25 protein-coding genes are annotated in these 25271 nt (G+C 37.0%); 13 read left to right on the top strand and 12 right to left on the bottom strand.

Features of this window, described 5'->3' with window-relative positions:
• The first annotated feature begins 11 nt into the window (after nt 1–11).
• From LV704_RS09685 to pheS, 3 genes are read left to right on the top strand one after another with little or no spacing between them, the layout of a single operon-like run.
• Complete coding sequence (locus tag LV704_RS09685; RefSeq protein ID WP_370636063.1) at nt 12–1874, top strand: SulP family inorganic anion transporter; 1863 nt, start codon at nt 12–14, stop codon at nt 1872–1874.
• A gap of 14 nt (nt 1875–1888) precedes the next feature.
• The gene (locus tag LV704_RS09680) at nt 1889–2599 is read left to right on the top strand and encodes a ceramidase (protein ID WP_233782187.1); all 711 of its coding nucleotides are present in this window, start codon (nt 1889–1891) and stop codon (nt 2597–2599) included.
• Nucleotides 2592–3611, top strand: coding sequence for a phenylalanine--tRNA ligase subunit alpha (gene pheS / locus LV704_RS09675; RefSeq protein WP_163420578.1), 1020 nt, complete (start codon nt 2592–2594; stop codon nt 3609–3611). The genes LV704_RS09680 and pheS overlap by 8 nt, the downstream gene beginning before the upstream one ends.
• On the opposite strand, the gene LV704_RS09670 is transcribed toward pheS, so the two are convergent.
• Entirely contained in the window at nt 3608–4087 is a 480-nt protein-coding gene (locus tag LV704_RS09670) for a CYTH domain-containing protein (protein WP_163420579.1), read from the bottom strand. The genes pheS and LV704_RS09670 overlap by 4 nt on opposite strands.
• A 27-nt stretch (nt 4088–4114) precedes the next feature.
• Between LV704_RS09670 and dinB the strand changes: the two genes are divergently transcribed.
• Nucleotides 4115–5215, top strand: coding sequence for a DNA polymerase IV (dinB, locus tag LV704_RS09665; protein WP_163420580.1), 1101 nt, complete (start codon nt 4115–4117; stop codon nt 5213–5215).
• Nucleotides 5216–5254: 39 nt separating this feature from the next.
• Here dinB and LV704_RS09660 read toward each other — a convergent pair whose 3' ends face one another.
• The gene (locus tag LV704_RS09660; RefSeq protein ID WP_163420581.1) at nt 5255–5710 is read right to left on the bottom strand and encodes a small multi-drug export protein; all 456 of its coding nucleotides are present in this window, start codon (nt 5708–5710) and stop codon (nt 5255–5257) included.
• Between the two features lie 196 nt (nt 5711–5906).
• On the opposite strand from LV704_RS09660, the gene LV704_RS09655 reads away from it, so the two are divergent.
• Entirely contained in the window at nt 5907–6485 is a 579-nt protein-coding gene (locus tag LV704_RS09655; protein ID WP_163420582.1) for a TetR/AcrR family transcriptional regulator, read from the top strand.
• A gap of 55 nt (nt 6486–6540) precedes the next feature.
• On the opposite strand, the gene LV704_RS09650 is transcribed toward LV704_RS09655, so the two are convergent.
• From LV704_RS09650 to LV704_RS09635, 4 genes are all read right to left on the bottom strand, one after another.
• Complete coding sequence (locus LV704_RS09650) at nt 6541–6933, bottom strand: plastocyanin/azurin family copper-binding protein (protein WP_163420583.1); 393 nt, start codon at nt 6931–6933, stop codon at nt 6541–6543.
• Nucleotides 6934–6965: 32 nt separating this feature from the next.
• The gene (locus tag LV704_RS09645; protein WP_163420584.1) at nt 6966–7514 is read right to left on the bottom strand and encodes a carboxymuconolactone decarboxylase family protein; all 549 of its coding nucleotides are present in this window, start codon (nt 7512–7514) and stop codon (nt 6966–6968) included.
• A 31-nt stretch (nt 7515–7545) separates the two neighbouring features.
• Complete coding sequence (locus LV704_RS09640) at nt 7546–7704, bottom strand: hypothetical protein (RefSeq protein ID WP_163420585.1); 159 nt, start codon at nt 7702–7704, stop codon at nt 7546–7548.
• A 90-nt stretch (nt 7705–7794) separates the two neighbouring features.
• Nucleotides 7795–8643 (bottom strand): helix-turn-helix domain-containing protein, encoded by an 849-nt coding sequence (locus LV704_RS09635; RefSeq protein WP_163420586.1) that lies wholly within the window; start codon nt 8641–8643, stop codon nt 7795–7797.
• A gap of 174 nt (nt 8644–8817) precedes the next feature.
• Between LV704_RS09635 and LV704_RS09630 the strand changes: the two genes are divergently transcribed.
• The gene (locus LV704_RS09630; RefSeq protein WP_163420587.1) at nt 8818–9339 is read left to right on the top strand and encodes a PAS domain-containing protein; all 522 of its coding nucleotides are present in this window, start codon (nt 8818–8820) and stop codon (nt 9337–9339) included.
• 21 nt (nt 9340–9360) lie between these two features.
• On the opposite strand, the gene pyk is transcribed toward LV704_RS09630, so the two are convergent.
• The 5 genes from pyk to LV704_RS09605 all read right to left on the bottom strand — a co-directional run bounded on the left by pyk (nt 9361) and on the right by LV704_RS09605 (nt 13714).
• Nucleotides 9361–10803 carry a pyruvate kinase gene (gene pyk / locus LV704_RS09625; RefSeq protein ID WP_163420588.1) on the bottom strand — a complete coding sequence of 481 codons (1443 nt, stop codon included), beginning with the start codon at nt 10801–10803 and terminating at the stop codon, nt 9361–9363.
• A 2-nt stretch (nt 10804–10805) separates the two neighbouring features.
• The gene (locus LV704_RS09620; RefSeq protein WP_163420589.1) at nt 10806–11276 is read right to left on the bottom strand and encodes an IPExxxVDY family protein; all 471 of its coding nucleotides are present in this window, start codon (nt 11274–11276) and stop codon (nt 10806–10808) included.
• A 106-nt stretch (nt 11277–11382) separates the two neighbouring features.
• Complete coding sequence (rnc, locus tag LV704_RS09615; protein WP_163420590.1) at nt 11383–12120, bottom strand: ribonuclease III; 738 nt, start codon at nt 12118–12120, stop codon at nt 11383–11385.
• Between the two features lie 10 nt (nt 12121–12130).
• Nucleotides 12131–13381 (bottom strand): beta-ketoacyl-ACP synthase II, encoded by a 1251-nt coding sequence (gene fabF / locus LV704_RS09610; RefSeq protein WP_163420591.1) that lies wholly within the window; start codon nt 13379–13381, stop codon nt 12131–12133.
• Between the two features lie 99 nt (nt 13382–13480).
• Nucleotides 13481–13714: an acyl carrier protein gene (locus tag LV704_RS09605; protein ID WP_010519573.1), complete on the bottom strand. Its 234-nt coding sequence runs from the start codon at nt 13712–13714 to the stop codon at nt 13481–13483.
• 162 nt (nt 13715–13876) lie between these two features.
• Here LV704_RS09605 and LV704_RS09600 point away from each other — a divergent pair, with 162 nt between their 5' ends.
• The 4 genes from LV704_RS09600 (at nt 13877) to LV704_RS09585 (ending at nt 18045) form a co-directional block, all read left to right on the top strand.
• Nucleotides 13877–14452 carry a phosphoribosylglycinamide formyltransferase gene (locus LV704_RS09600; RefSeq protein WP_163420592.1) on the top strand — a complete coding sequence of 192 codons (576 nt, stop codon included), beginning with the start codon at nt 13877–13879 and terminating at the stop codon, nt 14450–14452.
• A complete protein-coding gene (locus tag LV704_RS09595; protein ID WP_163420593.1) occupies nt 14442–15077 on the top strand; it encodes a viroplasmin family protein in 636 nt (211 codons plus the stop codon). Before LV704_RS09600 ends, LV704_RS09595 begins: the two co-directional genes overlap by 11 nt.
• A gap of 97 nt (nt 15078–15174) precedes the next feature.
• Entirely contained in the window at nt 15175–16101 is a 927-nt protein-coding gene (locus LV704_RS09590; RefSeq protein ID WP_163420594.1) for a PfkB family carbohydrate kinase, read from the top strand.
• A gap of 45 nt (nt 16102–16146) precedes the next feature.
• Nucleotides 16147–18045, top strand: a complete 1899-nt coding sequence (locus LV704_RS09585) for an amidophosphoribosyltransferase (RefSeq protein WP_163420595.1) — start codon at nt 16147–16149, stop codon at nt 18043–18045.
• A gap of 666 nt (nt 18046–18711) precedes the next feature.
• Here the strand turns inward: LV704_RS09585 and LV704_RS09580 are convergent.
• Nucleotides 18712–19320 (bottom strand): superoxide dismutase, encoded by a 609-nt coding sequence (locus LV704_RS09580; RefSeq protein ID WP_163420596.1) that lies wholly within the window; start codon nt 19318–19320, stop codon nt 18712–18714.
• A 117-nt stretch (nt 19321–19437) separates the two neighbouring features.
• Here LV704_RS09580 and LV704_RS09575 point away from each other — a divergent pair, with 117 nt between their 5' ends.
• From LV704_RS09575 to LV704_RS09565, 3 genes are all read left to right on the top strand, one after another.
• Nucleotides 19438–22542: an exodeoxyribonuclease V subunit beta gene (locus LV704_RS09575; protein ID WP_163420597.1), complete on the top strand. Its 3105-nt coding sequence runs from the start codon at nt 19438–19440 to the stop codon at nt 22540–22542.
• Between the two features lie 11 nt (nt 22543–22553).
• Nucleotides 22554–23756 (top strand): glycine C-acetyltransferase, encoded by a 1203-nt coding sequence (gene kbl, locus LV704_RS09570; RefSeq protein ID WP_163420598.1) that lies wholly within the window; start codon nt 22554–22556, stop codon nt 23754–23756.
• A 104-nt stretch (nt 23757–23860) separates the two neighbouring features.
• Nucleotides 23861–25219 carry an OmpA family protein gene (locus tag LV704_RS09565; protein WP_163420599.1) on the top strand — a complete coding sequence of 453 codons (1359 nt, stop codon included), beginning with the start codon at nt 23861–23863 and terminating at the stop codon, nt 25217–25219.
• Nucleotides 25220–25271: the final 52 nt, after the last annotated feature.

Raw genomic sequence — 25271 nt, 5'->3', positions numbered from 1 at the left:
AAATAGCGACCATGTTCAAGCATTTTAAAGGAGATTTATTTGGTGGTATAACAGCAGGGATTGTGGCCTTACCATTGGCTCTAGCATTTGGTGTAAGTTCTGGTCTTGGACCAAGCGCCGGATTATATGGTGCCATTTTCATTAGTTTTTTTGCTGCTCTTTTTGGAGGTACAAATACCCAAATTTCTGGTCCTACAGCACCAATGACAGCAGTAAGTATGGTTGTAATTGGTGGCATTGTTGCCATTAATGATGGTGATATTGGAAAAGCGCTTCCCGCAATATTGACCATATTCCTCTTGGCAGGTATTATGCAAATTGGTCTTGGACTTATGGGTCTGGGAAAATATATAAAATATATTCCGTACCCCGTTGTTTCCGGATTTATGACTGCTATTGGAGTTATAATTTTAGTTACCCAAATCCTTCCGGCCATTGGTTACTACCCTAAAGAGGATACGCAATATGTAAGCCGTTTTATGGCTGATGCTGAAGAAGAAATCCTAGAAAACATTCTTAAGGAAGAAGCGGGTGAAGGGATTTTGGTTTTAGAAGATTTTGAAGAAACCATCAAGAGAGCAGAAGAAATTACTCCTGCAGACATGCAAAAAGAAGCCAAAACATTGGCAGCAAAAGATGCCTCTGGCGTAATAGGTACTTTTAAAGTATTGCCGCGGGCATTAAAGAATATCAATTGGCTTGAGTTGGCACTTGCCCTGGCGACTATTTTTATTATTTATGGCTTTAAGCGCATTACTACAGCCGTTCCGAGCACCTTGGTCGCATTAATTGTAGTTTCGGGAATAGCATTTGGGTTTGGATTGCCCTATCGTCCAATAGAAGAAATTCCAAGTGGTTTACCCATTCCAAACTTAGAAATTTTCACACAATTTAAGATTGACTCTATTGCCCCATATGTTTTTACAGCATTGACTTTAGCACTATTAGGTGCTATTGATTCTCTTTTGACCTCTGTAGTGGCCGATAATATGACCCAAACAAAGCACAAACCAAATAAGGAATTGGTTGGACAGGGAATAGGAAATAGTGTTGCAGCGCTTTTTGGTGGTATTCCAGGTGCTGGGGCTACAATTAGAACTGTGGTTAACATCAATTCTGGAGGAAAAACAAAGCTATCAGGAATGGTAGCAGGTATCCTTCTACTTGTTATACTTTTAGCTTTAGGGCCTGTTGCATCTCAAATTCCAGCTGCTGTCTTGGCCGGCATCTTGGTCACTGTAGGTGTTGGAGTTATGGATTATAAAGGATTAAAAGCTATCCCATATCTCCCAAAAGATATTCAACTCGGGCCTCTTAAACTTAGTTCAGAAGTAATAATAATGTTAGCGGTAATGGTCCTTTCTTCCATTTGGAATTTGGTTTACGCGGTAGGAATAGGACTTGTATTTGCTTCCCTAATGTTCATGAAAAAAATGGGTGATCTAACAGCAAAACGATCAGATGTAAAACCATTGTCCAAGGAAAAAGCGTGGGCTGATGAAAAAGACTTTCCAAAAAATTTAGCAGAAGAAGTTTTTATTAAGCACGTAAAAGGTCCTCTATTTTTTGGATCAACAAGTGAATTTCAACAATTAGCCGATCAAATTCCAGATACTGCTTCTACAGTAATTATAAGAATGGGAAGAATGCAATACATGGATCAAACCGGTCTTTATGCCATGGAAGACGTACTACAAGACCTTAAAAATAGGGATGTTTATGTACTACTAATAGAAATTCTGGATCAACCTAGATACATGATGGAGCGGATTGATATAATCCCCGATTTAATACCAACCGAACATATTTTTGAAGATTTTAAAAGTTGTATGAATTGGGTAGAGTTAAATGTAAAGGACAAGTTTATAGCTTAAATTCATACTAATTAATGCATCTATTGTTTCTGGTGTTCTTCCAAAATTTTCCAAACGATTCTGGACCGATATATAAAGAAACAATTGCCGGTAGATTAATTGTAGAACCGTACAACACTTTTAGTAACCTCATCTTCTTGATTGTACTCTGGTATTGGGGCATAAGAGTCTACAAAAACCCCAGACAGCATCAATTTCTTGCATTGGTTTTGCCAATCATTGCCATTAGTTATGTTGGCGGAACTATTTACCATGCTACTAGAAGCCATGAGTTTTGGCTATTGTTGGACTGGGTTCCTATCATGTTGCTTTGCTTGATAATGGTCATTTATTTCATCTTTAAAATAGTTGCTAAATGGTGGCAAAGAGTTTTGTTCATAGCTATCCTCTTTGGAGCCTCTTATATGCTACGAATACTTCCAATGCAGGAGGTTGTACGTATTTCCATTGGGTATATCATAACTGCTCTTACCATTATGGTCCCCCTTGTTTGGTATCTCTCTAAAACTACGTTTACAAACATGCGTTGGGTAGTTTTTGCTTTTCTAGTTTTTGCAATTGCGATCTACTTTAGAAGTATTGACCTAACCCAGACTATTTTCCCTATGGGTACTCATTGGTTATGGCACTTTTTTGGTGGTGTTGCTGTTCATTTCCTTATTACCTATATATTCAAAGACAATTTGCTAAATTTGTCGGCCAATAGTGCTTACGACCATGATTGATACCATTAAGGAACATTTAAATGAAGTAGAACAGTTCTCTTCAACTTCAAAAGATGAAATAGAAACTTTCCGGATTAAGTATCTGGGAAAAAAAGGACTTTTGAATACGTTCTTTGCCGAGTTCAAAAATGTGCCTAATGAACAGAAGAAGGAATTTGGACAGGTTGTTAATCAGTTAAAAAACACTGCCACTCAAAAAGTTGATTCTTTAAAAACGGCTTTAGAAAATACAGCAGAAACAAAAGGAAAATATGGTGATTTAACCAGACCTGGAGAACCAATTGAAATTGGGGCAAGGCATCCTATTTCCATTGTAAAAAATCAAATCATTGATATTTTTTCAAGAATTGGTTTTAATGTTTCCGAAGGCCCGGAGATTGAAGATGATTGGCACAACTTTACAGCACTAAACTTACCAGAATATCATCCCGCTAGAGACATGCAGGATACTTTCTTTATACAGACCGATCCAGATGTTCTGTTGCGCACACATACTTCCTCCGTTCAGGTTCGTTATATGGAAAATAACAAACCTCCTATTCGTACTATATCCCCAGGAAGAGTATACCGTAACGAGGCTATTTCTGCACGTTCACATTGTTTCTTTCACCAAGTTGAAGGATTATATGTGGACAAGGATGTTTCATTTGCTGATTTAAAGCAGACATTGCAATATTTTACAGCTGAAATGTTTGGTAAATCAAAGATTCGCTTGCGTCCTTCATACTTCCCATTTACAGAGCCAAGCGCAGAAGTTGATGTGTATTGGGGTCTTGAGACCGAAACGGACTACCGTATGACAAAAGGCACGGGCTGGTTAGAAATTATGGGCTGTGGTATGGTAGATCCTAATGTTTTGCAGAACTGTGGTATTGATCCGGAAGTCTACTCTGGTTTTGCATTTGGTATGGGCATTGATCGTATTGCGTTATTGCTTCATCAAATCTCTGATATTCGTTTATTAAGTGAAAACGACATTCGCTTTTTAGAGCAGTTTAAGAGCGCTCTTTAAGCACCCCAGTTGGAATATGGCTTTTTGCTCAGCTGAGAGTTATAATATTTAACCTCTCCTGTCACTTCATGCCCGAGCCAGTTTGGTTTTACAAAAACCTCATCTTCATGCTCAAGTTCAATCTCAGCAACGACCAATCCTTTATTTTCCCCAAAAAATTCATCTACTTCAAAAACATGGTTTCCTGTGGGAACTTCAAACCGAATTTTCTCTAAAATTACAGGCTCACATAAATCAATCAAATTGGTTGCCTCACCGACACTAATTTCAGTTTCCCATTCAAAACGGGTAGTGCCCGAATCATTACTTATTCCTTTTACCGTCAAGAAACCTTTATCTCCTTTTATTCTAACACGAACAGTCCGTTCTGGGTCGGTATTCAAAAATCCTTGGACAATTCTGGTCTGGGATTTTGCTTCTTCTTTATACGCGTTCGATTTTACTAAAAACTTGCGTTCTATTTCTAAGTGCTCCATCAAACTAAATATACCCTAAATTTGAGTATGGACTTTGATTTTCCCTTACGAAAAATCATTCATGTGGATATGGATGCCTTTTACGCGTCTGTGGAACAACATGACAATCCCGACCTTAAGGGGAAACCCGTGGCAGTTGGTGGGGGCTCTAAACGTGGAGTGGTCTCAGCGGCAAGTTATGAGGCCCGAAAATTTGGGGTCCGTAGTGCAATGGCCGGGTATATTGCTAGAAAAAACTGTCCAGATCTAATTTTTGTGAAACCACGCTTTGAGCGGTACAAAGAGATTTCGCAACAAGTACGTAGTGTTTTTTTCGAGTATACTGATATGGTAGAGCCACTCTCCTTAGATGAGGCCTACCTGGATGTAACTGAAAACAAAAAAGGCAACCCCTCTGCAACGCTTATCGCAAAAGAAATCCGACAAAAAATTCTTGATAAAACGGGGTTGACAGCTTCCGCCGGAATTTCCATAAATAAGTTCATTGCTAAAGTGGCCAGTGACTACAATAAACCGAACGGACAAAAAACGGTAAATCCTGAAGAAGTTATCCAATTCTTGGAAGACTTGGATATTCGAAAATTCTATGGAGTAGGAAAAGTGACTGCTGAAAAAATGTACAAACTGGGAATTTTTACCGGAAATGATCTAAAACAAAAATCATTGGAGTTTTTGGACAATACTTTTGGGAAAAGTGGAAAATACTACTATTACGTGGTGCGTGGAATTCATAATAGTGAGGTAAAGCCCCATCGTATTCCAAAGTCTGTAGGTGCGGAACGCACCTTTTTTGAGAACCTTAGCAGTGAGGTTTTTATGTTGGAAAAATTAGAGAACATTGCCAACGAATTGGAAAGAAGGCTTCAAAAATCTAAAATAGCGGGCAAGACCATTACCCTGAAAATTAAATACAGTGATTTTACCCTCCAGACCAGGAGCAAAACCCTACCCTATTATATTGCAAAAAAGGAATTGATTCTAGAGACGGCCAAAGAATTGTTATATCAGTCAACCCTCGAGAATTCTGTTCGTTTATTGGGAATTTCATTGGCAAACCTTAACACCGAGAAAAAAAAGGAAGAGCAAAAAAATGAATCCGTTTTGGTGCAGCTCAAATTTGATTTTTGATTACAATCCAAACCGGTTACGTTTATCCAAAAACTAAAACTATACTGCTTCTACAGAAAAAATGGTCAATGCCCAAATTATAATGGAAGAGAAAAAGATTCCTATGGCATTGGCAAAAAATGCCTTCTTCTTTTCAATTTTAAGAAGATACGATGCAATACTGCCAGCATATATTCCCGTTCCAGGTAGGGGGATCATAACGAATAGCACTAGACCAAAAAAACCAAACTTTTGAATTTTCCCTGCTGATCCTGTTTTTGCCCTTTTGGCAACATAAATTGCTGATTTTTTATAAAAACGCCATTTTATCAAATAACGGTTAACGTTCTCAAGAAAGAACATCATTATGGGAAAAACCAAAAGATTGGCCAGAAAACAGGCAATTAGAACTGCATAACTATTTAAGCCTTTCATAATCCCATAAGGTATCCCCAATTTAGATTCGCCAAAGGGGGATAAACTCCAAAGCATAGCAGTTAACAAGTCTAATATCACAGCATTTTTTAGATTGCTAAACTAGTCATGAAAATGCTTTAATCCATACTATAAAACGCTAAATTATAATTAAAACTCCAAGCCTAATATACAGAGTGAAAAATTCACATAGCACGAATCTTAATAATCTCTAATGTAGAGCTTTAAATTTGTATAAAAACAAGTAGACAGACTTGTCTTTTCTTATATTTATACCATGGTTAAAAGCACGATACACAATAACATAATCACATCAGCAAGTAATCTTTTCTACACCAACGGATATAACTCAACAGGAATCAATGAGATTATTTCCAAATCTGGTATTGCAAAAGCTACGCTGTACAGCCATTTTAAATCTAAAGAAGACATTTGTATTGCTTATTTAAAACAACGCCACGACAGTTTCTTGGAATCTCTGAAAAGTTATGTTTCCAAAAGGAAAAAAGGGAAGAATCAATTATTGGCCATTTTCGACCTTTTAAGGGATATGTACAGAGAGGAAGATTTTCATGGTTGCTGGGGTCTTAAGATTTTAGGAGAACTTTCGCCTAAGCAGAAAAAAATATTAGGCATAGTACAAAAGCAAAAAAAAGAATTGTTATTGTATTTAGGGGAGGTTGTTGGTGACAATATCAACAATATCTCTAAGGCCGAGACCGAAAAAATATCTGGCGGAATTTATCTTTTATATGATAGTGCCATTACGGAGAGCCATTTGTTCAAAAATGATTGGCCCATTTATACGGCTAGAAGTATAGCTCCCCTACTTTTTGCAAATTCTGAAGTAGTATAAAAAAAGAGCCCCTTCAAAATTGAAGGGGCTCTTTTTACTTATAAAACACTGCCGATTACTTTACAATCAAGGTATTATCCGTTGCTGTAGGGTTCAAAGGACAGAAATACACATATTCTCCTTTTTCCAATTTAGTTGGTTTTGAAGTTTGTGAAGCTCCTGTTTTTACTGCTTGGGTAACATAAGCCGTCTGGATATGGTTTTCAGGCTTGCTTACATCTTTCCCTTTTTTCACCAATACAAAACCTACGTCGTGTCCCACTCCATTGTTTGTAATGTCAAAAACATAAGTTCCTTCAGAAACGGTAATTTGTTTTTGCGTAAACTCTCCAGAAGTTTGCTCCAAAGACAACGTTCTAACTGGTGCATCCTTCATCATTTTATCCTGTGCGGTTCCAGAAAATACTGTTCCAACGGCGAATACTAAAATTGCAATTACTTTTTTCATTATTTGATATTTAATTTATTATGGTTTATTAATTATGCTTCAATTGTTTCCAAAGGCTGAGCCACTGGAAAATCAACAGGTACTTCTGTTGTATTATTTATATAATTTGAAATCGTTTTGTCCCCTACCAATACAATCGTGTCAATAAGGTTTTCTTTGGTCCATCCCGCAGCAAAGAAATTGTTCAGAACAGTTGCATCTGTAGCTCCTCTGTTTTCTGTGATGTTCTTGGCCAATTTTGCCAATGCATCCAATCTGTTATCAAAAGAAGCGCTACCAGATCTCAGTTCTAATATTTGGTCATCCGTGAAACCGTTCATTTTGCCTATTGCTGTGTGTGCAGATAAACAATAAATACAGTTGTTCACTTCACTTACCGCCAAGTTTACAGCCTCTTTTTCTTTCGCTTTTAAAGATGTTTTAGCGTTAGAAAGGTTTAAATAATTTCCCAATGCATTTTCTGAGTGTGCATAGGTGGCAAAAAGGTTTGGAACAAAGCCAACTGCTTTTTCCAGATTGTCAAAAATTGCCTGATTATTACTGCTTACTTCTTCTCTTTTAGGTACGTTAAATGTGCTCATAATTCTATCTTTTATTTAATTATTATATGGGTTAAAAATTCTTTACAAATGGTTTTTCAGCATCACAATAAAAATCATGGTGATGTTTTTGCTCACAATGTGTTTCTGGCACAAGGGCTTGCGCTTCTATTTTCTTAGAAGTCCTGAATATTTCTATAAGATTAAAAACTGATTTTTCTACTACGTTCATCTCTACTTACTTTTAATTACAATGCAAAGATGTAGCGAAAAGGAAGGGAAGTGTTAGTAGTAATTTCCCGACCGCTTGCCTAAGTTTCCCTTAGGCAGAAATTGGCAAGTTTTCTCGGTATTCAGAAGGTGTTGTTTGGGTCATTTTCTTGAAAAACCGGCTAAAGTGTGCCGGATCATTAAACCCCAGATCAAAGGCAATTTCCTGGTTTTGCTTATCTGTAAAATGAATAAGCCTTTTTGCTTCCAAAGTCAAACGTTCCAAAATAATTTGTTGTGGAGACTTTTGATTATAGATTGAAAAAAGATTGGATAGGGTTTTTGGTGATTTAAACAGCATTTCTGCATAATCACTCACCTTTCGCTTGGTTTTGTAATGAATGTCCACCAAATAATTGAACTTTCTAATGGTGTCTACTTGGTCGTTGTTAAGTGCTTTAACTATATGTTGTGCTTTGGCCAAACGGGTACTCATGATTATCAATCGTTTCAAGAGCATTTGAAGCATGTCACCTTGAATATTATCTGGTGTGGAGAACTCTTCCAAAAATACCTCGAACCATATTTTAAATTTTCGCAGTTGGTCTTCAGGAATAGTAATTATAGGTAAATCCTGTGTTCCAAAAAAGAGAATACCATTACAAGAAACCTCACTATCATGATCAGAAATACAATAAAACTCTCTATTGAAAAGTATAGCGGAAAGAGGCAGGGCTGTTTTAGAAAAGGAAACGTTTTGTAAGTAGGTGACCGTTACAATCTGGTTGGGCATAAGCTTTAAAACCATATCATCCACAACAAATTCTATAGGTTTATCATTTTTGTTCCATAAAAACTTAATGGTGTTGGAAGTTATAGAAAAACGGTCGTTATCTCTTCTAATGTCATCTGTTAACCCCAAAATAGCACCCAATTTAGGGTCTTTATATTCATGTCTCATTAAACTTTGCCTACTTAGATATTATTATAAAACTATACTTTTTTAATGATTAGTCCTGCTATCTTGTTGATACTTACACCTGTTTTAAAACCTGTTTTAAAGGATTTCTTAAACAAGAATGTTAATATATTGGCTAGATTTTATTGCTTTTAAAACTTTTTATAGTATTGGGGCATGGAAAAGATAAAATTTTATGATGAAGCGGTAAATAATTTTTATCGCAATAAAGAAATAAACAGTTATCCCATAAGCTCATTGGATATTTATGCGCAACATTTTGGCAAAGTGTGCAAAAACCTTCAAGATGTCAAAAGCTTAAGCGATTTGGCTCAAAAAGCAAAATGGCAAAATGACGTGTCTTTTCGCAATGAAATCATAGAAAAGGAACATGTGGTGATTGTAACCGATCCAAATCTAAATATCGTTTATGCATCTCAAAATATGTATCAGATGAACGGTTATGAATCTGATGAGGTTATCGGAAAAAAACCAAAAATGTTTCAGGGTAGAGAAACTTGCATGGAAACCACAAAACAAGTTTCACATGCTATTAAAAACAATAAGCCTTTTGAAGTTGTTTTGCTCAACTATCGAAAAAATGGCTCTCCTTACAAATGTTGGATACAGGGTTCTCCTGTTTTTGATAAAGCTGGTAAAGTGGTAAACTTTATCGCTTTTGAAAAAGAAGTTGCCTAAATCCTCTCTTAGCCTGTCCTTCTAAAAAGAACAAGTTTCTATTTCGGTAATACGTAAAGTATTCACCATTCCTTTTTCTTTTATTGGCATTGCCGCCAAACTTATAAGCATATCCCCTACATCCAAAAATCCTTTTTTACAGGCTATTTGGTTCACATCTTCTATCGTTTCATCCGTAGAAACATATTTATCGTAATAGAACGCCTTTACTCCCCATAGGAGGTTAAGCTGTGTTAAAATTCTTTTATTAGAGGTAAAAACAAGGATATGGGCACTTGGTCTCCATGCCGATATTTGAAAAGCTGTATATCCACTATTGGTAAGTGTTGAAATAGCCTTTGCCTGTATTTCGTTTGCCATTGTGGCCGCGTGATAACAAACCGATTTGGTAATGTATCTTTTGGTTCGGATGTGAGGTGGCGTTTGTGGAACATTGATTAAACTAGAGCCTTCAACGCTATTTAAAATGCTCGACATTTTTTCGATCACTTGAACTGGGTAATTCCCAACAGAAGTTTCACCGGAAAGCATTACTGCGTCAGCCCCGTCCATTACAGAGTTTGCAACGTCATTCACCTCTGCACGCGTTGGCGTAAGGCTTGTAATCATGGTCTCCATCATCTGCGTGGCAATAATTACAGGAATTCTGGCCTTCTTTGCCCGCAATACCAATTTCTTCTGAATAAGCGGAACTTCATGCGCCGGAACTTCCACTCCTAAATCACCTCTGGCAACCATTAAACCATCACAATACGCAACAATTTTATCTATGTTCTCAACCGCTTCTGGTTTTTCTATTTTGGCAATGATCGGAATTTTATGCTCAGAGTGTTTGTTGATTAAATCCTGTAAACCAATAAGGTCTTGACTATGGCGCACAAAGGAAAGTGCCATCCAATCCACTTCTTGCGAAATGGCGAATATGGCATCTTTAATATCTTTTTCTGTTAAAGCAGGCAATGAGATATCTGTATTGGGCAGGTTTACCCCTTTTTTCGATTTTAATGGACCCCCTTGTATAACGGTTGTTTGAACCTCATCTTTTCCGTTTGTGGATTTAACTTCAAAAATTAATTTTCCATCATCCAATAAAATTCGCTCGCCGGGTTTTACATCTTGAGGGAACGTCTGGTAGTTCATGTAGACTCTCTTTGCCGTCCCTTCAAAAGGCTCACCAGTAGCAAATGTAATTTCATCTCCAGGAGCAACAACAGCTTCTCCTCCCATAACGCCTACTCTAAGTTTTGGGCCCTGTAAGTCTGCAAGTATTGAAGTATTAATTCCCAATTCCTGATTTAAATCCCGTATCATCTGAATGCGTTCCGCAACATCATCATGGGAAGCATGCGAAAAATTTATCCTAAAAACATCCACTCCCGCTTCCATCATATTTTTAAGGACTTCCTTCTTACTCGTGGCAGGACCAAGGGTCGCTACAATTTTTGTCTTCTTTCTAGTTGGCATTGCTAAAAGATTAGGTTTCTTTTCGATTTTAAGGTCTGTGTTTCTAACGGATAGGCCGTTACAACTTTTGGTATTTTGTTAATGAATCTAACTTGTTCTTCAAGTTTTAATTCGTCTCCAGCATCAATTTTTAAAAAATAATCCACTTCCTTTCTTTCTTTTATCAAATGGTTTGTTCTAAAGGAAGTATTGCTTTCAAAAAGGCCATCTGATGGAACAACCTCTTCAACTACACATTTATTGGAAACTAGTGTCCAACACATATCATTCATCTCATCATCCCACTCAAACACTGAAAATGAAAGGTTTTTGTCAAACTTCAAATCATTTTCTATTCTTTTTAAATGCAGTTGACAGTTGGAATTTATGGCATAGGTCATGGCATAATCCTCCAAGCCACTATGTATGGCGATGAGTTGAAAGTTATCATCATAAAAGTCTGCTGATATTTTATGCGTCGTTGACATGGCCATAACACGAACTGTAAATATACTCTTAATACATTTGCCAGCCTAGTTGAAATAGGACAATGCACTTCTAAAACCCTACGAAAACGTTAGAGTTTACCTTTATTTAAAGTTACTGATTTTCAATTCTGCTCTGTAATGCAAAATATGCTCTCCTTGATGCCTTTTCTTCTGCTTTCTTTTTGGAGGTCGCCCTAGCCTTTGCCAGAATCTTTTCTCCTATGGTAAGTTTAACTGCAAAATGCTTTAATTCATCATTCCCCGTGTCTTCATAGACATCATAATAGAAGGATTTTTTTTGTTTTTGACACCATTCTATAACCAAACTTTTATAACTGATAACCCTGCCTTCCAACTGTTCAATATCAACGTAGGGCTGTATAACACGTTCATTGATGAACCGCTCGCAATATGTGTAACCTCTGTCTAAATAGATTGCTCCAACCAAGGCTTCGAATACATTTCCGTGTATGTTCTCTCCAAAATGTGATTTCGGGATTCTACTTTCCACAAAGTGTAAAAGTTCCAAATCTTTGCCCAATTGGTTAAGGTGTTTTCTGCTTACAACCTTAGAACGCATCTTGGTAAGATAGCCCTCATCCCCTTCTGGGACTTCATTGTAAAGGTGTTTTGATATAATGGTTCCTAACATGGCATCCCCTAAAAACTCAAGTCGTTCATAATTCATGGGGTTACCCTCGGCATCTCTTTTGTTTACGGAACGATGCAGAAAAGCCTTTTTATAGATCTCTATGTCTTTGGGTTTGAAACCTAGAATTTTTTTAACTCCCAAAAAAAAATCCCCATCCGTTTTCGGTGGGGAATTGAATATTTTGGAAGTAAATCTCATCTTTACAAAACTACCCTAATTTCTTGAACAAAATGCAGGCATTATGTCCGCCAAAACCAAAAGTATTGCTCATCGCTACATTAACTTCTCGTTTCTGAGCTTTATTAAGAGTCAAATTAAGGGAAGCATCAATATTTTCATCAACTGTACCATGATTTATAGTTGGAGGTACAAGACCATTTTCCATTGCCAATATAACCGAGATGGCTTCAATGGCACCTGCAGCACCCAATAAGTGCCCGGTCATTGATTTCGTAGAATTAATATTTATATTCTTTGCATGATCTCCGAAAACTTTAGAAATGGCTTTAAGTTCGGCCACATCTCCTAAAGGTGTAGAAGTTCCATGAGTATTTATATGGTCTACATCTTCTGGTTTCAGTCCTGCATTTTCCAAACAATTCTTCATCACTTCAACAACCCCGATACCCTCTGGGTGTGGAGCGGTCATGTGGTGGGCATCACTGGATAATCCACCTCCCAAAACCTCTGCATATATTTTTGCCCCTCTTGCTTTGGCATGCTCATACTCTTCTAAAATTAAAGCACCTGCTCCTTCTCCTAAAACAAAACCATCTCTGGTTCCATCAAATGGTCTTGAAGCTGTTTCTGGGCTTTCGTTTCTAGTAGATAATGCATGCATGGCATTGAAGCCACCCATTCCAGCAATAGTAACTGCTGCTTCACTTCCTCCTGTTACAATTACATCACAATATCCTAAACGTATGGAGTTTAAGGCATCGAACATGGCATTTGCAGATGACGCACATGCAGAAACCGTTGTATAGTTTGGTCCCATAAATCCATGCTTGATGGAAATATTGGCCGGTGCAATATCTGCTATCATTTTCGGAATAAAGAATGGGTTAAACCTTGGGGTTCCATCACCATCAGCAAAGTTTAAAACTTCTTGCTGAAAGGTTTCTAAACCTCCAATTCCTGCTCCCCAAATAACACCTACCCGCAATTTGTTTATCTCATCCAGATTTAACTTAGCATCTGCAATAGCCTCATCTGCAGAGACCAAGGCATACTGCGCAAACCTATCCAGTTTTCTAGCTTCCTTTCTATCAAAAAAATCTTGTGGGTTATAGTCTTTAAGTTCGCAGGCAAATTTAGTCTTGAACTTTTCCGTATCAAAATACGTTATGGGCGCACAACCACTTTTACCATTCTTTAGTCCTTCCCAATAAGCCCCTAAATTGTTGCCAATGGGTGTTAACGCACCCATTCCGGTAACTACTACTCGCTTTAACTGCATTGAACTATTTTTTTAACCTTTAGAACCTAAATTAAAAAAAATATCCATGTGATGATCATCACATGGATAATTTAAAGTCTTTAGTAAGATATCATAAAATTACTTCGCTTCTTCTATATAGCTAATGGCTTGACCAACAGTTGCAATGTTCTCTGCTTGATCATCAGGAATTTGAATGTCAAATTCTTTTTCAAACTCCATGATAAGTTCAACAGTGTCCAAGGAATCCGCTCCTAAATCATTGGTAAAGCTAGCTTCTGGCACTACTTCATTCTCATCTACACCCAGCTTATCAACGATGATAGCTTTTACTCTTGATGCAATGTCTGACATAATTATATCGGTTTTAAAAATTTAATCGTTGGCAAAAATATAAAACTTTGGATTAAATACACCATTTGTCTATAAAATGTGCCTTAAATTAAACATCTTATGCTCCAGAATATTACTTTAGCCTTATAAATACAGGCCAATAATCATAGTAGAAGTCCCCAAATGAAGCGAATAGTAATCTTAGCCTCAGGTAGTGGTTCAAATGCCGAAAATATCATCTCTTTTTTTAGGGAAAGCCCCTCAATAGAGGTTTCTGCCGTACTTACCAATAAAAAAACCGCTGCGGTTTTAGAACGTTGTGACAGACTTAAAACTCCAGCTTTTTATTTTAACAGAGCTGCTTTTACTGATTCTGATCGTGTTGTTAAACTTCTAAAAGCGCTAAGCCCAGATTTAATTGTTTTAGCTGGTTTTTTGTGGAAAGTCCCCGCTTCTTTAATAAAAGCTTTCCCAAATACCATTATTAACATTCATCCAGCATTGCTGCCTAAATATGGTGGAAAAGGCATGTACGGCGCTAAAGTCCATCAAGCAGTAAAGGATAATTTAGAGTCAGAAACTGGAATAACTATTCACTATGTCAATGAGAATTATGATGAAGGCGCTGTTATATTTCAAGCTAAAACAGTGGTCGTTTCAAGTGATGATGCCGATTCTATAGCCAAAAAAGTGCACCAATTGGAATATGATCATTTTCCAAAAGTGATAGAAAAACTTCTTTTGAAAGATGGCCAATAAGAGAAAATTTTATGTTGTTTGGAAGGGTAAGCGACCTGGTATTTATGAGGCATGGGCAGATTGTAAAGCCCAAATAGAAGGATTTAAAGGAGCACAGTATAAATCTTTTCAGGACTTTGCGGAAGCAAAGAAGGCCTTTAACAGCAATTATTTGGAATACAAAGGAAAATCTAAAGACAAAAAGGAGTTAACTCAAGAAGAACTATTAAAAATTGGAGAGCCAAATTATAATTCTATTTCGGTGGATGCCGCTTCCAGTGGCAATCCTGGTAAAATGGAATATCAAGGCGTAGATACTAAAACCAAAAGAACACTTTTTAAACAAGGCCCTTTTGAACAGGGAACCAATAATATAGGTGAGTTTTTAGCTCTTGTGCATGGATTGGCCTTTCTAAAAAACAACAAAAGCACCCGCATTCTTTATTCAGATTCCAGAATTGCAATGGGTTGGGTAAGAAAGAAAAAATGCGGCACCAAGTTGAAGAAAAACACTAAAAACAAAGTAGTGTTTGAACTTATTGAACGTGCTGAGGAATGGTTGAAGAAAAACTCCTACAATACTCCTATTGCCAAATGGGAAACCAAGGCTTGGGGTGAAATTCCTGCGGATTTTGGAAGAAAGTAAGCCTCTTTTTGTACAATGGATTCTCCTTCTCCTTAATTATACCCTCTGTTATGATAAATGGAATATCTAAGTGTATATTTGCAGCAAATTTACATAAATGGGCAAATTGCTTATTGTAGGGAGTATGGCATTTGATGCTATTGAAACCCCATTTGGCAAGACAGGTAAAATATTAGGAGGAGCAGGTACTTTTATAGGCTTAGCTGCTAATCAGTTTAAAGTAGAATCTGCAATAGTTTCCGTTGTGGGAGATGATTTTCCACAGACTTATTTAGATATTTTTACTGACCGAAACATAGATATTTCCGGAGTCGAAATCGTTAAAGGTGGTAAAACGTTTTATTGGAAAGGAAAATACCATAATGACCTAAATTCCAGAGATACTTTAGTTACAGAACTGAATACCTTAGGTGATTTTAATCCTATAGTTCCAGAAGACTTCAAAGATGCCGATGTGGTCATGCTTGGAAATTTACACCCAAGTATTCAGATGGGTGTAATTAATCAAATGGAAGAGCGACCAAAGCTTATCATTTTGGATACCATGAATTTTTGGATGGATAATACATGGGATGAGTTGGTTGATGTAATAAAGCATATTGATGTCATTACCATAAATGATGAGGAAGCTCGCCAATTGACCAAAGAATATTCCTTGGTGAAAGCAGCGGCCAAAATACAGGAAATGGGACCTAAGTATGTAGTTATCAAAAAAGGAGAGCACGGCGCTCTTTTGTTTCATGATGAGCACATATTTTTTGCTCCCGCATTACCATTAGAGGAAGTTTTTGATCCTACTGGAGCCGGAGATACATTCGCTGGCGGATTTGCTGGCTATTTAGCCCAGACCAAAAATATTTCTTTTGAAAGCATAAAGAATGCCATTATTCACGGTTCCAATCTAGCTTCATTTAGTGTGGAGAAATTTGGAACAGAACGAATGATAACACTGCAAAAGCATGAGATTGATAAACGTTTGTTGCAGTTTAAAGAATTGACACAATTCAATATTGAATTAACATAAATAACTGCCCTGAAATATTTCGGGGCTTTTTTATTTTATATACATATGAGTGATGCGATTAAGCACGAATGCGGAATATCACTGATCCGTTTGCTTAAACCTCTGGAGTACTACAAAGAAAAATATGGTACAGCCTTCTACGGCGTAAACAAAATGTACCTAATGATGGAAAAACAGCACAATAGAGGTCAGGATGGTGCTGGTTTTGCAAGTATAAAGCTAGATATGGATCCTGGAGAGCGATACATGAGCAGGGTGCGTTCTGCGCAACAGCAACCCATACAGGATATATTTGCTCAAATTAATGATCGCATTAATACTTCTTTGACCCAACACCCAGAATATGTAGATGATGTTGCACTTCAAAAAAAGAACATTCCATATATCGGTGAATTATTAATGGGTCATGTTAGATATGGCACTTTTGGGAAAAATAGTATTGAAAGCGTTCACCCATTCTTAAGGCAAAACAATTGGATGCACCGCAACCTTATTGTTGCTGGTAATTTTAATTTGACCAATGTTGATGAGCTTTTCAACAACCTTATTACATTAGGTCAGCACCCAAAAGAAATGGCCGATACCGTTACCGTAATGGAAAAAATAGGGCATTTCTTGGACGATGCCGTTGCCAAGCTTTACAAACAAATAAAAAAAGAAGGATTTAATAAAAGGGAAGCTTCACCCTTAATTGCGGAACGACTTAATGTGGCAAAAATATTGACCAAAGCTTCCAAAAACTGGGATGGTGGTTATACTATGGCCGGTTTGTTGGGTCATGGAGATGCTTTTGTAGTTAGAGATCCTGCAGGAATAAGACCAGCATATTACTATAAAGATGATGAGTTTGTCGTTGTAGCTTCAGAAAGACCTGCTATTCAAACTGTTTTTAATGTTAAATATGATGATGTTAAGGAATTAGACCCTGGGCATGCAATAATCATAAAGAAAAAAGGAACTGTCCATTTGGAAGAAATACTTGAACCCACTGAAAGAAAAGCATGTTCTTTTGAGCGCATCTATTTTTCAAGAGGAAGTGATAAAGAGATTTACCAAGAACGAAAAATGTTGGGTAAACTCTTGTTCCCAAAAATTTTAAAAGCCATTAATGATGATTTGGCAAATACAGTCTTTTCATATATTCCCAATACTGCCGAGACTTCTTTCTTTGGTATGGTAAAGGAGGCTCAGAACTACCTTAACGCAAAAAAAGAGGAACAAATCTTAGCCTTAGGTCCAAAAATTACTGGTGAGGAGCTTCATAGGATTTTGGAGGTTAGACCTCGCATTGAGAAGGTGGCTATTAAGGATGCAAAGCTACGAACGTTCATTACGCAGGATAGTAGCAGAGATGACCTTGTAACTCACGTATATGATATTTCCTATGGCTCTGTAGAGGAAAATGACAATCTGGTAATAATTGATGACAGTATTGTTAGGGGCACAACCTTAAAAAAGAGTATTTTAAAAATTCTTGATAGGTTGTCTCCTAAAAAAATAATAGTAGTTTCTTCAGCACCACAGATAAGGTATCCAGATTGTTATGGAATAGATATGGCCAAACTGGAGGACTTTGTTGCTTTTAAAGCGGCTCAAGCGCTTCATATAGAAAATGGAACCACGGACAAAATAAAGGCCATCTATGAAAAGTGCTTAACTCAAACTAATTCTAAAGACAAGGAAGTTGTTAACCATGTTAAAGAATTTTATGAACCCTTTACTCCCGAGCAAATTTCGAAAAAGATTGCTCAAATCTTGAGTCCAGAGGGTATTAATGCTGAAGTAGACATTATCTATCAAAGTATTGAAAGCTTACACCAGGCATGTCCAAAAAACCTAGGAGATTGGTATTTCACAGGAGATTATCCTACCCCTGGAGGAAATAGGGTCGTAAATAGGGCTTTTATTAATTTCTACGAAGGGAAGAACGAAAGAGCATATTAACCTGGCCTACCTAAATTAAAGTTAATGTGTGCATTTCATCGATGAAACGTGCATGTTGCCGTCTTTTTGGTTAGTGGGCAAAAGTCAAACCTACTTTAGTATTGCCATAGCATAAGTAGGTTAAGTTCATGGTAAGATTTGGGGCAAAAAAGGTGGAAGCTATTCCACCTTTTTTATTTTAAGTAATCCAAGTACCGCATCACGTAATCCTTTTCTTTAGTATTAGTACGCTCTAACCACAAGGTTGGTAATTCAACCAAATAACGTGGGTTTCATCTAAAAGCTTTCTCCTGATGCTCGGCCTTGGTTTACATTTGGAGGACCATAGCATAAGTAGGTTAAGTTCATGGTAAGATTTGGGGAAAGAAGGCGGGGAAATCTCCGCCTTCTTTATATTTGAGCCCCAAGGATTTAACAAATTTCCTCACTGAATTATCCGCAGTTTTTTTTCAAAAAATCAAAAATTTCCTCAAAAACTTTTGTTATTTCTCACAATACCAGTAATTTAGTTTTGCCATAGCATAAGTAGGTTAAGTTTATGGTAAGATTTGGGACGAAAAGGGTGAGGGCTTCCTCACCCTTTTCTATTTAAGGTATTTATAAAATAAAAGGCCGAGCACAAAATTGTGCTCGGCCTTCTTAAATTTAATAGAATGAGTGCCCTAATTATTTATTGGCTGCGTAATTTTCTGAAACCTTGTCCCAATTAATTACATTAAAAAAGGCCGCCACATAATCTGGTCTTCTATTCTGATAATTTAAATAGTATGCATGTTCCCAAACGTCCAATCCTAAGATAGGGTGTCCTTCGCATCCTGATCCCGGCATTAAGGGATTGTCTTGGTTTGGAGTGGAGCAAACCTCAACCTTACCTCCTTTGTTAACACAAAGCCAAGCCCAACCAGATCCAAATCTTGTACCAGCAGCTGCGCTAAATTTTTCTTTAAACGCATCAAAAGAACCAAAAGCATCGTCAATAGCTGTAGCCAGATCTCCACTTGGTGTTCCTCCTCCATTTGGAGACATTATTTCCCAGAAAAGAGAGTGATTGTAAAATCCACCTCCATTGTTTCTCACTGCTCCATTGGACATGTCCAAATTGGTTAAAATATCAAGGATTCCCTTTCCCTCCAACTCTGTTCCTCCAATTGCACCATTTAATTTAGTGGTATATCCATTATGGTGCTTCGTATGGTGAATCTCCATTGTTCTTGCGTCTATATGTGGCTCTAAAGCATCATATGCATAGGGTAATTTTGGTAATTCAAAAGCCATAATTATATTGTTTTTAAGTTATTAATGATTCTTGTAAAAATACGGTTTTAAGATATATATTCATGAAATTCAATGTAAAGTTCAGGTTGGTAATCCGTAATTTGCAAGAAAAACTTTTTGGAGGGTACCAACTTTAAAATATACAATGCATCTGCCGGTTCTGGTAAGACCTATACCTTGGCCAAGGAATACCTTAAATTGCTGCTGTCCAATGACTCCTCTGTAAAGTTTAGGCAGATTTTGGCCATTACCTTTACCAATAAAGCTGTAGGCGAAATGAAAACCCGGATTTTGGATAACCTTCACGCTTTTGGAAGTGATAAAAATAAAGGGGCGCTATTCCATGAAATCTGCCAAGACCTTTCATTAAGCGTCGAACAACTTCAGCAACGATCCAAAACAGTACTTAAAAGGATTTTGCACAACTACTCATTCTTTGAGGTTTCCACGATTGATAAATTCAATCATAAGATTATAAAGACCTTTGCACGTGATCTTCAGCTTTCGCAAAATTTTGAGGTAGAGTTGGACATTGAATTGCTCTTGGAAGAGGCTGTGGGACATTTATTGGAAAGAGCTGGAACCGATAAGGAACTTACTCAAGTTTTATTAGCATTCTCACTTGAAAAGATTGATGATGACAAGAGTTGGAATATTTCATATGATCTAGTGGAAATTGGAAAGTTACTTTTTCAAGAAAATCATTCTGGGCATGTAGAAAAACTGTTATCAAAATCAATAAGAGATTTTCAACAAATTCAAAAGAATATCACCTCACAAATAGCAGTGATTGAAAGCAATGTTAGCACTGAAGCGCAAAAAGTACTTCAGGAAATTGAAAATCAAGGATTTGATTCCTCTGATTTTCCAAGACAGACCCTTCCCAATCATTTCAGAAAAATAATTGATGGAGTGTTTGGCATTAAAGTGCTTTATAACAATAAATTAGAACAAAACTTACTTGAGCATAAAATCCTTAAAGCTGCGGACAAAAGAGATGTTACCCATCTGGGAAACATTGTTTTAGAAAGTTTTTTATCGATCAAAAAAAATATTTACAAACGCAGCTTCTACAAGAATATTTATGGCAACATAGTTCCGCTTACATTGTTGAATGAAATTGCAAAAGAAATCAAGAACATAGAAGTTGAAAAAGATGTCATCCCAATTTCGTCATTAAATTCATTGTTATCAAAAGAAATAAAAGACCAACCTGTTCCTTTTATTTATGAAAGAATGGGAGAAAAATACAGGCACTATTTTATTGATGAGTTTCAAGATACTTCTAAAATGCAATGGAACAACCTGATTCCTTTAATTGGAAATGCCCTAGAAAGTGAAAATGAAAGAAAAGAAAATGGTTCCTTATTTCTTGTTGGAGATGTAAAGCAGGCTATTTATAGATGGCGTGGAGGTAGAGCGGAACAATTCTTAAACCTTATTAATTTAAAATCGCATCCTTTTGCAGTAGCGCCAAGTATTAACACTTTGGATACAAATTGGAGAAGTTATAGTGAAATTGTCGAATTCAACAATAGTTTTTTCACATTGGTTGCCCCATTTTTAAAGGGTGAGGATTACAAAAATCTTTTTTTAGAAGGCTGCAATCAAAAACCCAATAACAAATCTGGCGGTTTTGTACAATTATCATTTTTGGACAATAACATCAACGACAAGGAAGAAGCCTATTGTAATGAGGTTCTAAAAACTGTTGATGAAGTTACATCTAAAAACCACCCCTTCTCTGACATTTGTATTCTAGTCCGTGACAATAATAAAGGTATGCTTTTAGCCAATTTTCTATCCGAAAACGACATTCCTATTATTTCTTCAGATTCTTTGTTGTTGAACAACAATGAAAAGGTTCGTTTTCTTATTTCAATACTAAAAGTGATGGATGATTTAAATGATAAAGAAGCACGCTATGAAGCTTTATTGTTTTTGGCTAAAAAAGAAAAGCATGATTTTATATCATCCAATATAGATAAGATTGAAGAGTTGTTTTCCACTACCTATGGGTTTCATTTGAACAGTTTAAAAGGGCAATCGGTTTTCACCATTCTTGAAAAGGCCATCATCCAATTTGACCTATCCGTAAATGCAGCTGCCTATCTTTCTTTTTTAATGGATGAGGTATTGCTAGTAGAAAAAAGAGATGGGCCAGGATTACATTCCTTTCTAAAATATTGGGAGAAGAAAAAGGCAAGCCTTTCCATTACTGCTCCAGATAATGTTAATGCTGTTAAAATTATGACCATTCACAAGGCCAAGGGTCTAGAATTTCCAGTAGTCATCTTTCCGTTTGCCAATGCGATAATAGATGATAAACGAAAGAAAAAGAAATCATGGGTTTCCAAAGTTAATGACGAAGATGATTTTGGATTAGATGAATTCTTAATCAACACGAACCAAGAAATGTTGCATTACAATCAGATTACGGCGGATGTATATATTGATGAAGTAAAAAAAACGGAATTGGATGCCATGAATGTATTGTATGTGGCATTGACCAGGGCTGAAAAAGCACTCTATATTATTTCTGAAGCAAGCAAGAACAGTCCCTCCTTAATGAATTCAACCTCTTATTCGGATTTGTTTTATTGCTACTTGCAAAGCCAGGATGTTCCTAAAAACGATCAGCAAGTTTATGCTTTTGGCGTATCTCAGAAAAATAATGCTACTACTTCTGCCTCTTCCACCAAAAATCTTCATATTTCCTATCTAACAAGGCAAAAGGAAGATCCTGGTTTTACCATTTCAACAAAATCCAGTCATTTATGGGATGATGAAAAAAGAGAGGCTATTGAAATGGGTAATCTTATTCATTTCGCACTAAGCAATATCATTACAAGTGACAATGTTCCCCATGTCCTTGAAAAACTTCGGTTATCCGGCCATATTCCTGAAGATGCCACGAATTATTTAAAAGAAAAGATACTTGGTGTCGTCAATCATCCAGAACTGAAAAAATATTTCACGGATCAGTATCAAATATTGAATGAGCAAGAGATTCTTACCATAAATGGAGGTTCATTGCGCCCAGACCGGATTGCAATCAAACATAATGAAGCAACAATTATTGACTATAAAACTGGAAAAACATCTCCATCTCATAAAGAACAGATCACTCAATATGCTGATGTGCTAAAAGAGATGGATTTTGAAATTAAACATACTATTATTGTCTATATTGATCACAAAATAAATCCCGTTTTCCTTTAAACTTAAAAACTATGTACGGAAAAATAAAAGAGCATCTTACAAATGAGTTGGACGCCATAAAAGAGGCAGGCCTATTTAAAAAAGAACGTATCATCACATCTCCACAAGATGCAGTTATAAAAATATCTACAGGACAAGAGGTCATTAACTTTTGCGCGAACAATTATTTGGGGCTTTCATCACACCCAGATGTAGTACAAGCAGCAAAGGATGCGCTGGACTCTCATGGTTTCGGTATGTCTTCGGTCAGGTTTATTTGCGGTACTCAGGATATCCATAAAGAGCTCGAAGAAAAGATTGCCAATTTTTATGGCACGGAGGATACTATATTGTATGCTGCCGCTTTTGATGCTAATGGAGGCGTGTTTGAGCCTTTATTGACAGCAGAGGATGCCATTATCTCAGATTCATTAAACCATGCATCCATAATTGATGGTGTTCGTCTTTGTAAGGCCAAAAGATATAGGTATGCGAATAATGATATGGCCGATTTGGAAATTCAACTCAAGCAAAGTGAAAAAGACGGCGCTAGATTTAAAATTATCGTTACTGACGGTGTTTTTTCCATGGATGGACTCTTAGCGCCCCTAGATAAAATTTGTGACTTAGCGGATAAGTATGATGCTATGGTAATGATTGATGAATGCCACTCAGCTGGATTTATTGGCGAAACGGGAAGAGGAACCCTGGAAGAAAAAGGAGTTATGGATCGCATTGATATTATTACTGGCACTTTAGGCAAAGCACTTGGAGGTGCAATGGGAGGGTATACTACAGGTAAAAAAGAAATTATAGAAATATTGCGTCAAAGATCTCGGCCATATTTGTTCTCCAATTCCCTTGCCCCAGCCATTGTAGGTGCTTCTATCAAGGTTTTTGAGATGTTGGACAAGGATACTTCGTTGAGAGATAAACTTCAACGCAACACAGAATACTTTAAAAAAGGAATGAAACAAGCGGGTTTTGACATTATTGATGGTGATTCCGCCATAGTTCCGGTAATGTTATATGACGCTAAGCTTTCCCAACAAATGGCAGATATGCTTTTAGAGAAGGGTATTTATGTAATAGGTTTCTTCTTTCCAGTAGTCCCAAAAGGTAAGGCGCGTATTCGCGTACAACTGTCAGCAGCCCACGAACAGCATCATTTGGATCAAGCAATTAATGCCTTCATCGAAGTTGGGAAATCATTGAAAATCGTTGAAATGCAGTAAATGTTCTATGTAATGCGTCAAAAAAAAAGAAAAATTGATTTTGTTAATAAGTCTTAACAACTTACATTTGCTGCTGATAAACACTTAAACTTAAAATTTTGAGCATGAAACATCTTAGCAAATTATTAGTTGTTGCCCTATTAGTTTTAGGCGCTAACAACCTACAAGCGCAAGACGAGAATAATCCGTGGCAGATTAGTTTTGGGGTTAACGCAATTGACCTTTATCCTACCAACGATGAGAACAACCCGTTCTCAAGTACTACATTGTTTGATGAGTACTTCAACGTTGGTGACCACTGGAACATCTTGCCTTCCGTTTCTTACGTGGCTGTATCCAAATATGTTGGAAGTGGGTTTTCTGTAGGTGCAAGAGGTTCTTTAAATAGAATTGAAAACAATGGTGACCAAGCAGTTGATGATCTTTCACATTATGCTATTGATGGTACCATTAAGTACAACTTCCTTAAAAACACAACTATTGATCCATTTGCGGAAATAGGTGGTGGTTATACTTGGGTTGACGAAATTGGTGCTGGTACTGCAAATGCAGGTATTGGTGTTAACATCTGGTTTTCAGAAAATATCGGGTTAACATTACAAACTCAGTACAAACATGCTTTTGAAGATTACTTAGTAAAGCATTTCCAACACATGGCAGGTATTAGCATCAAATTTGGTGGAACTGATACTGACGGTGATGGAATCTATGACAAAGACGATGCTTGTCCAGAAGTTGCTGGTCTAGAAGCATTCAACGGTTGTCCAGATGCTGACGGCGATGGTATTGAAGATAGCAAAGATAGCTGTCCTAACGAAGCTGGTTCTAAAGAAATGAACGGTTGTCCAGATGCTGACGGTGACGGTGTTGCTGATAAAGATGATGCTTGTCCTAACGAAGCTGGTCTTGCTGCCTTAGCTGGTTGTCCAGATGCTGACGGTGACGGTGTTGCTGACAAAGATGATCAGTGTCCTAACGAAGCTGGTCCTGCTGAGAACAACGGATGCCCTTGGCCTGATGCTGATGGTGACAGTGTTCTTGACAAAGACGATCAATGTCCACAAGTAGCTGGTACTGTTGCTAACAACGGTTGTCCAGAAGTAACTGAAGAAGTTCAAAAACAATTGAACGACTATGCGAGAACTATCTTGTTTGACACTGGTAGATCTTCTATCAAAGCAGAATCTACTTCTGTAATGGTTGATATCATCACTATCTTGAATGAGTATCCTACTGCTAAGTTTACAGTAGAAGGACATACTGATAGTGTTGGTGGCGCTAAAACAAACCAAAAACTTTCTGAGTCAAGAGCTAACTCTGTAAGAGACTTCTTGATTGACAAAGGTGTTGGTGCTGATAGATTAACTGCTATCGGATATGGTGAAGACAAGCCAATCGCAACTAACAACAACAGAGCTGGAAGAGCTCAAAACAGAAGAGTTGAAATCAACTTGGTAAAATAAGAATTAGAAAACTTAGTTTTCTTTTCAAAAAAGGCCCTGCAAATGCAGGGCC

Origin of the sequence: Flagellimonas sp. CMM7, from assembly GCF_021390195.1 — a bacterium.
In the GTDB taxonomy this organism is placed as follows: Bacteria; Bacteroidota; Bacteroidia; order Flavobacteriales; family Flavobacteriaceae; genus Flagellimonas.
The sequence above is the reverse complement of the archived record's forward strand: the minus strand, read 5'-3'. Positions and strand labels throughout refer to the sequence as shown.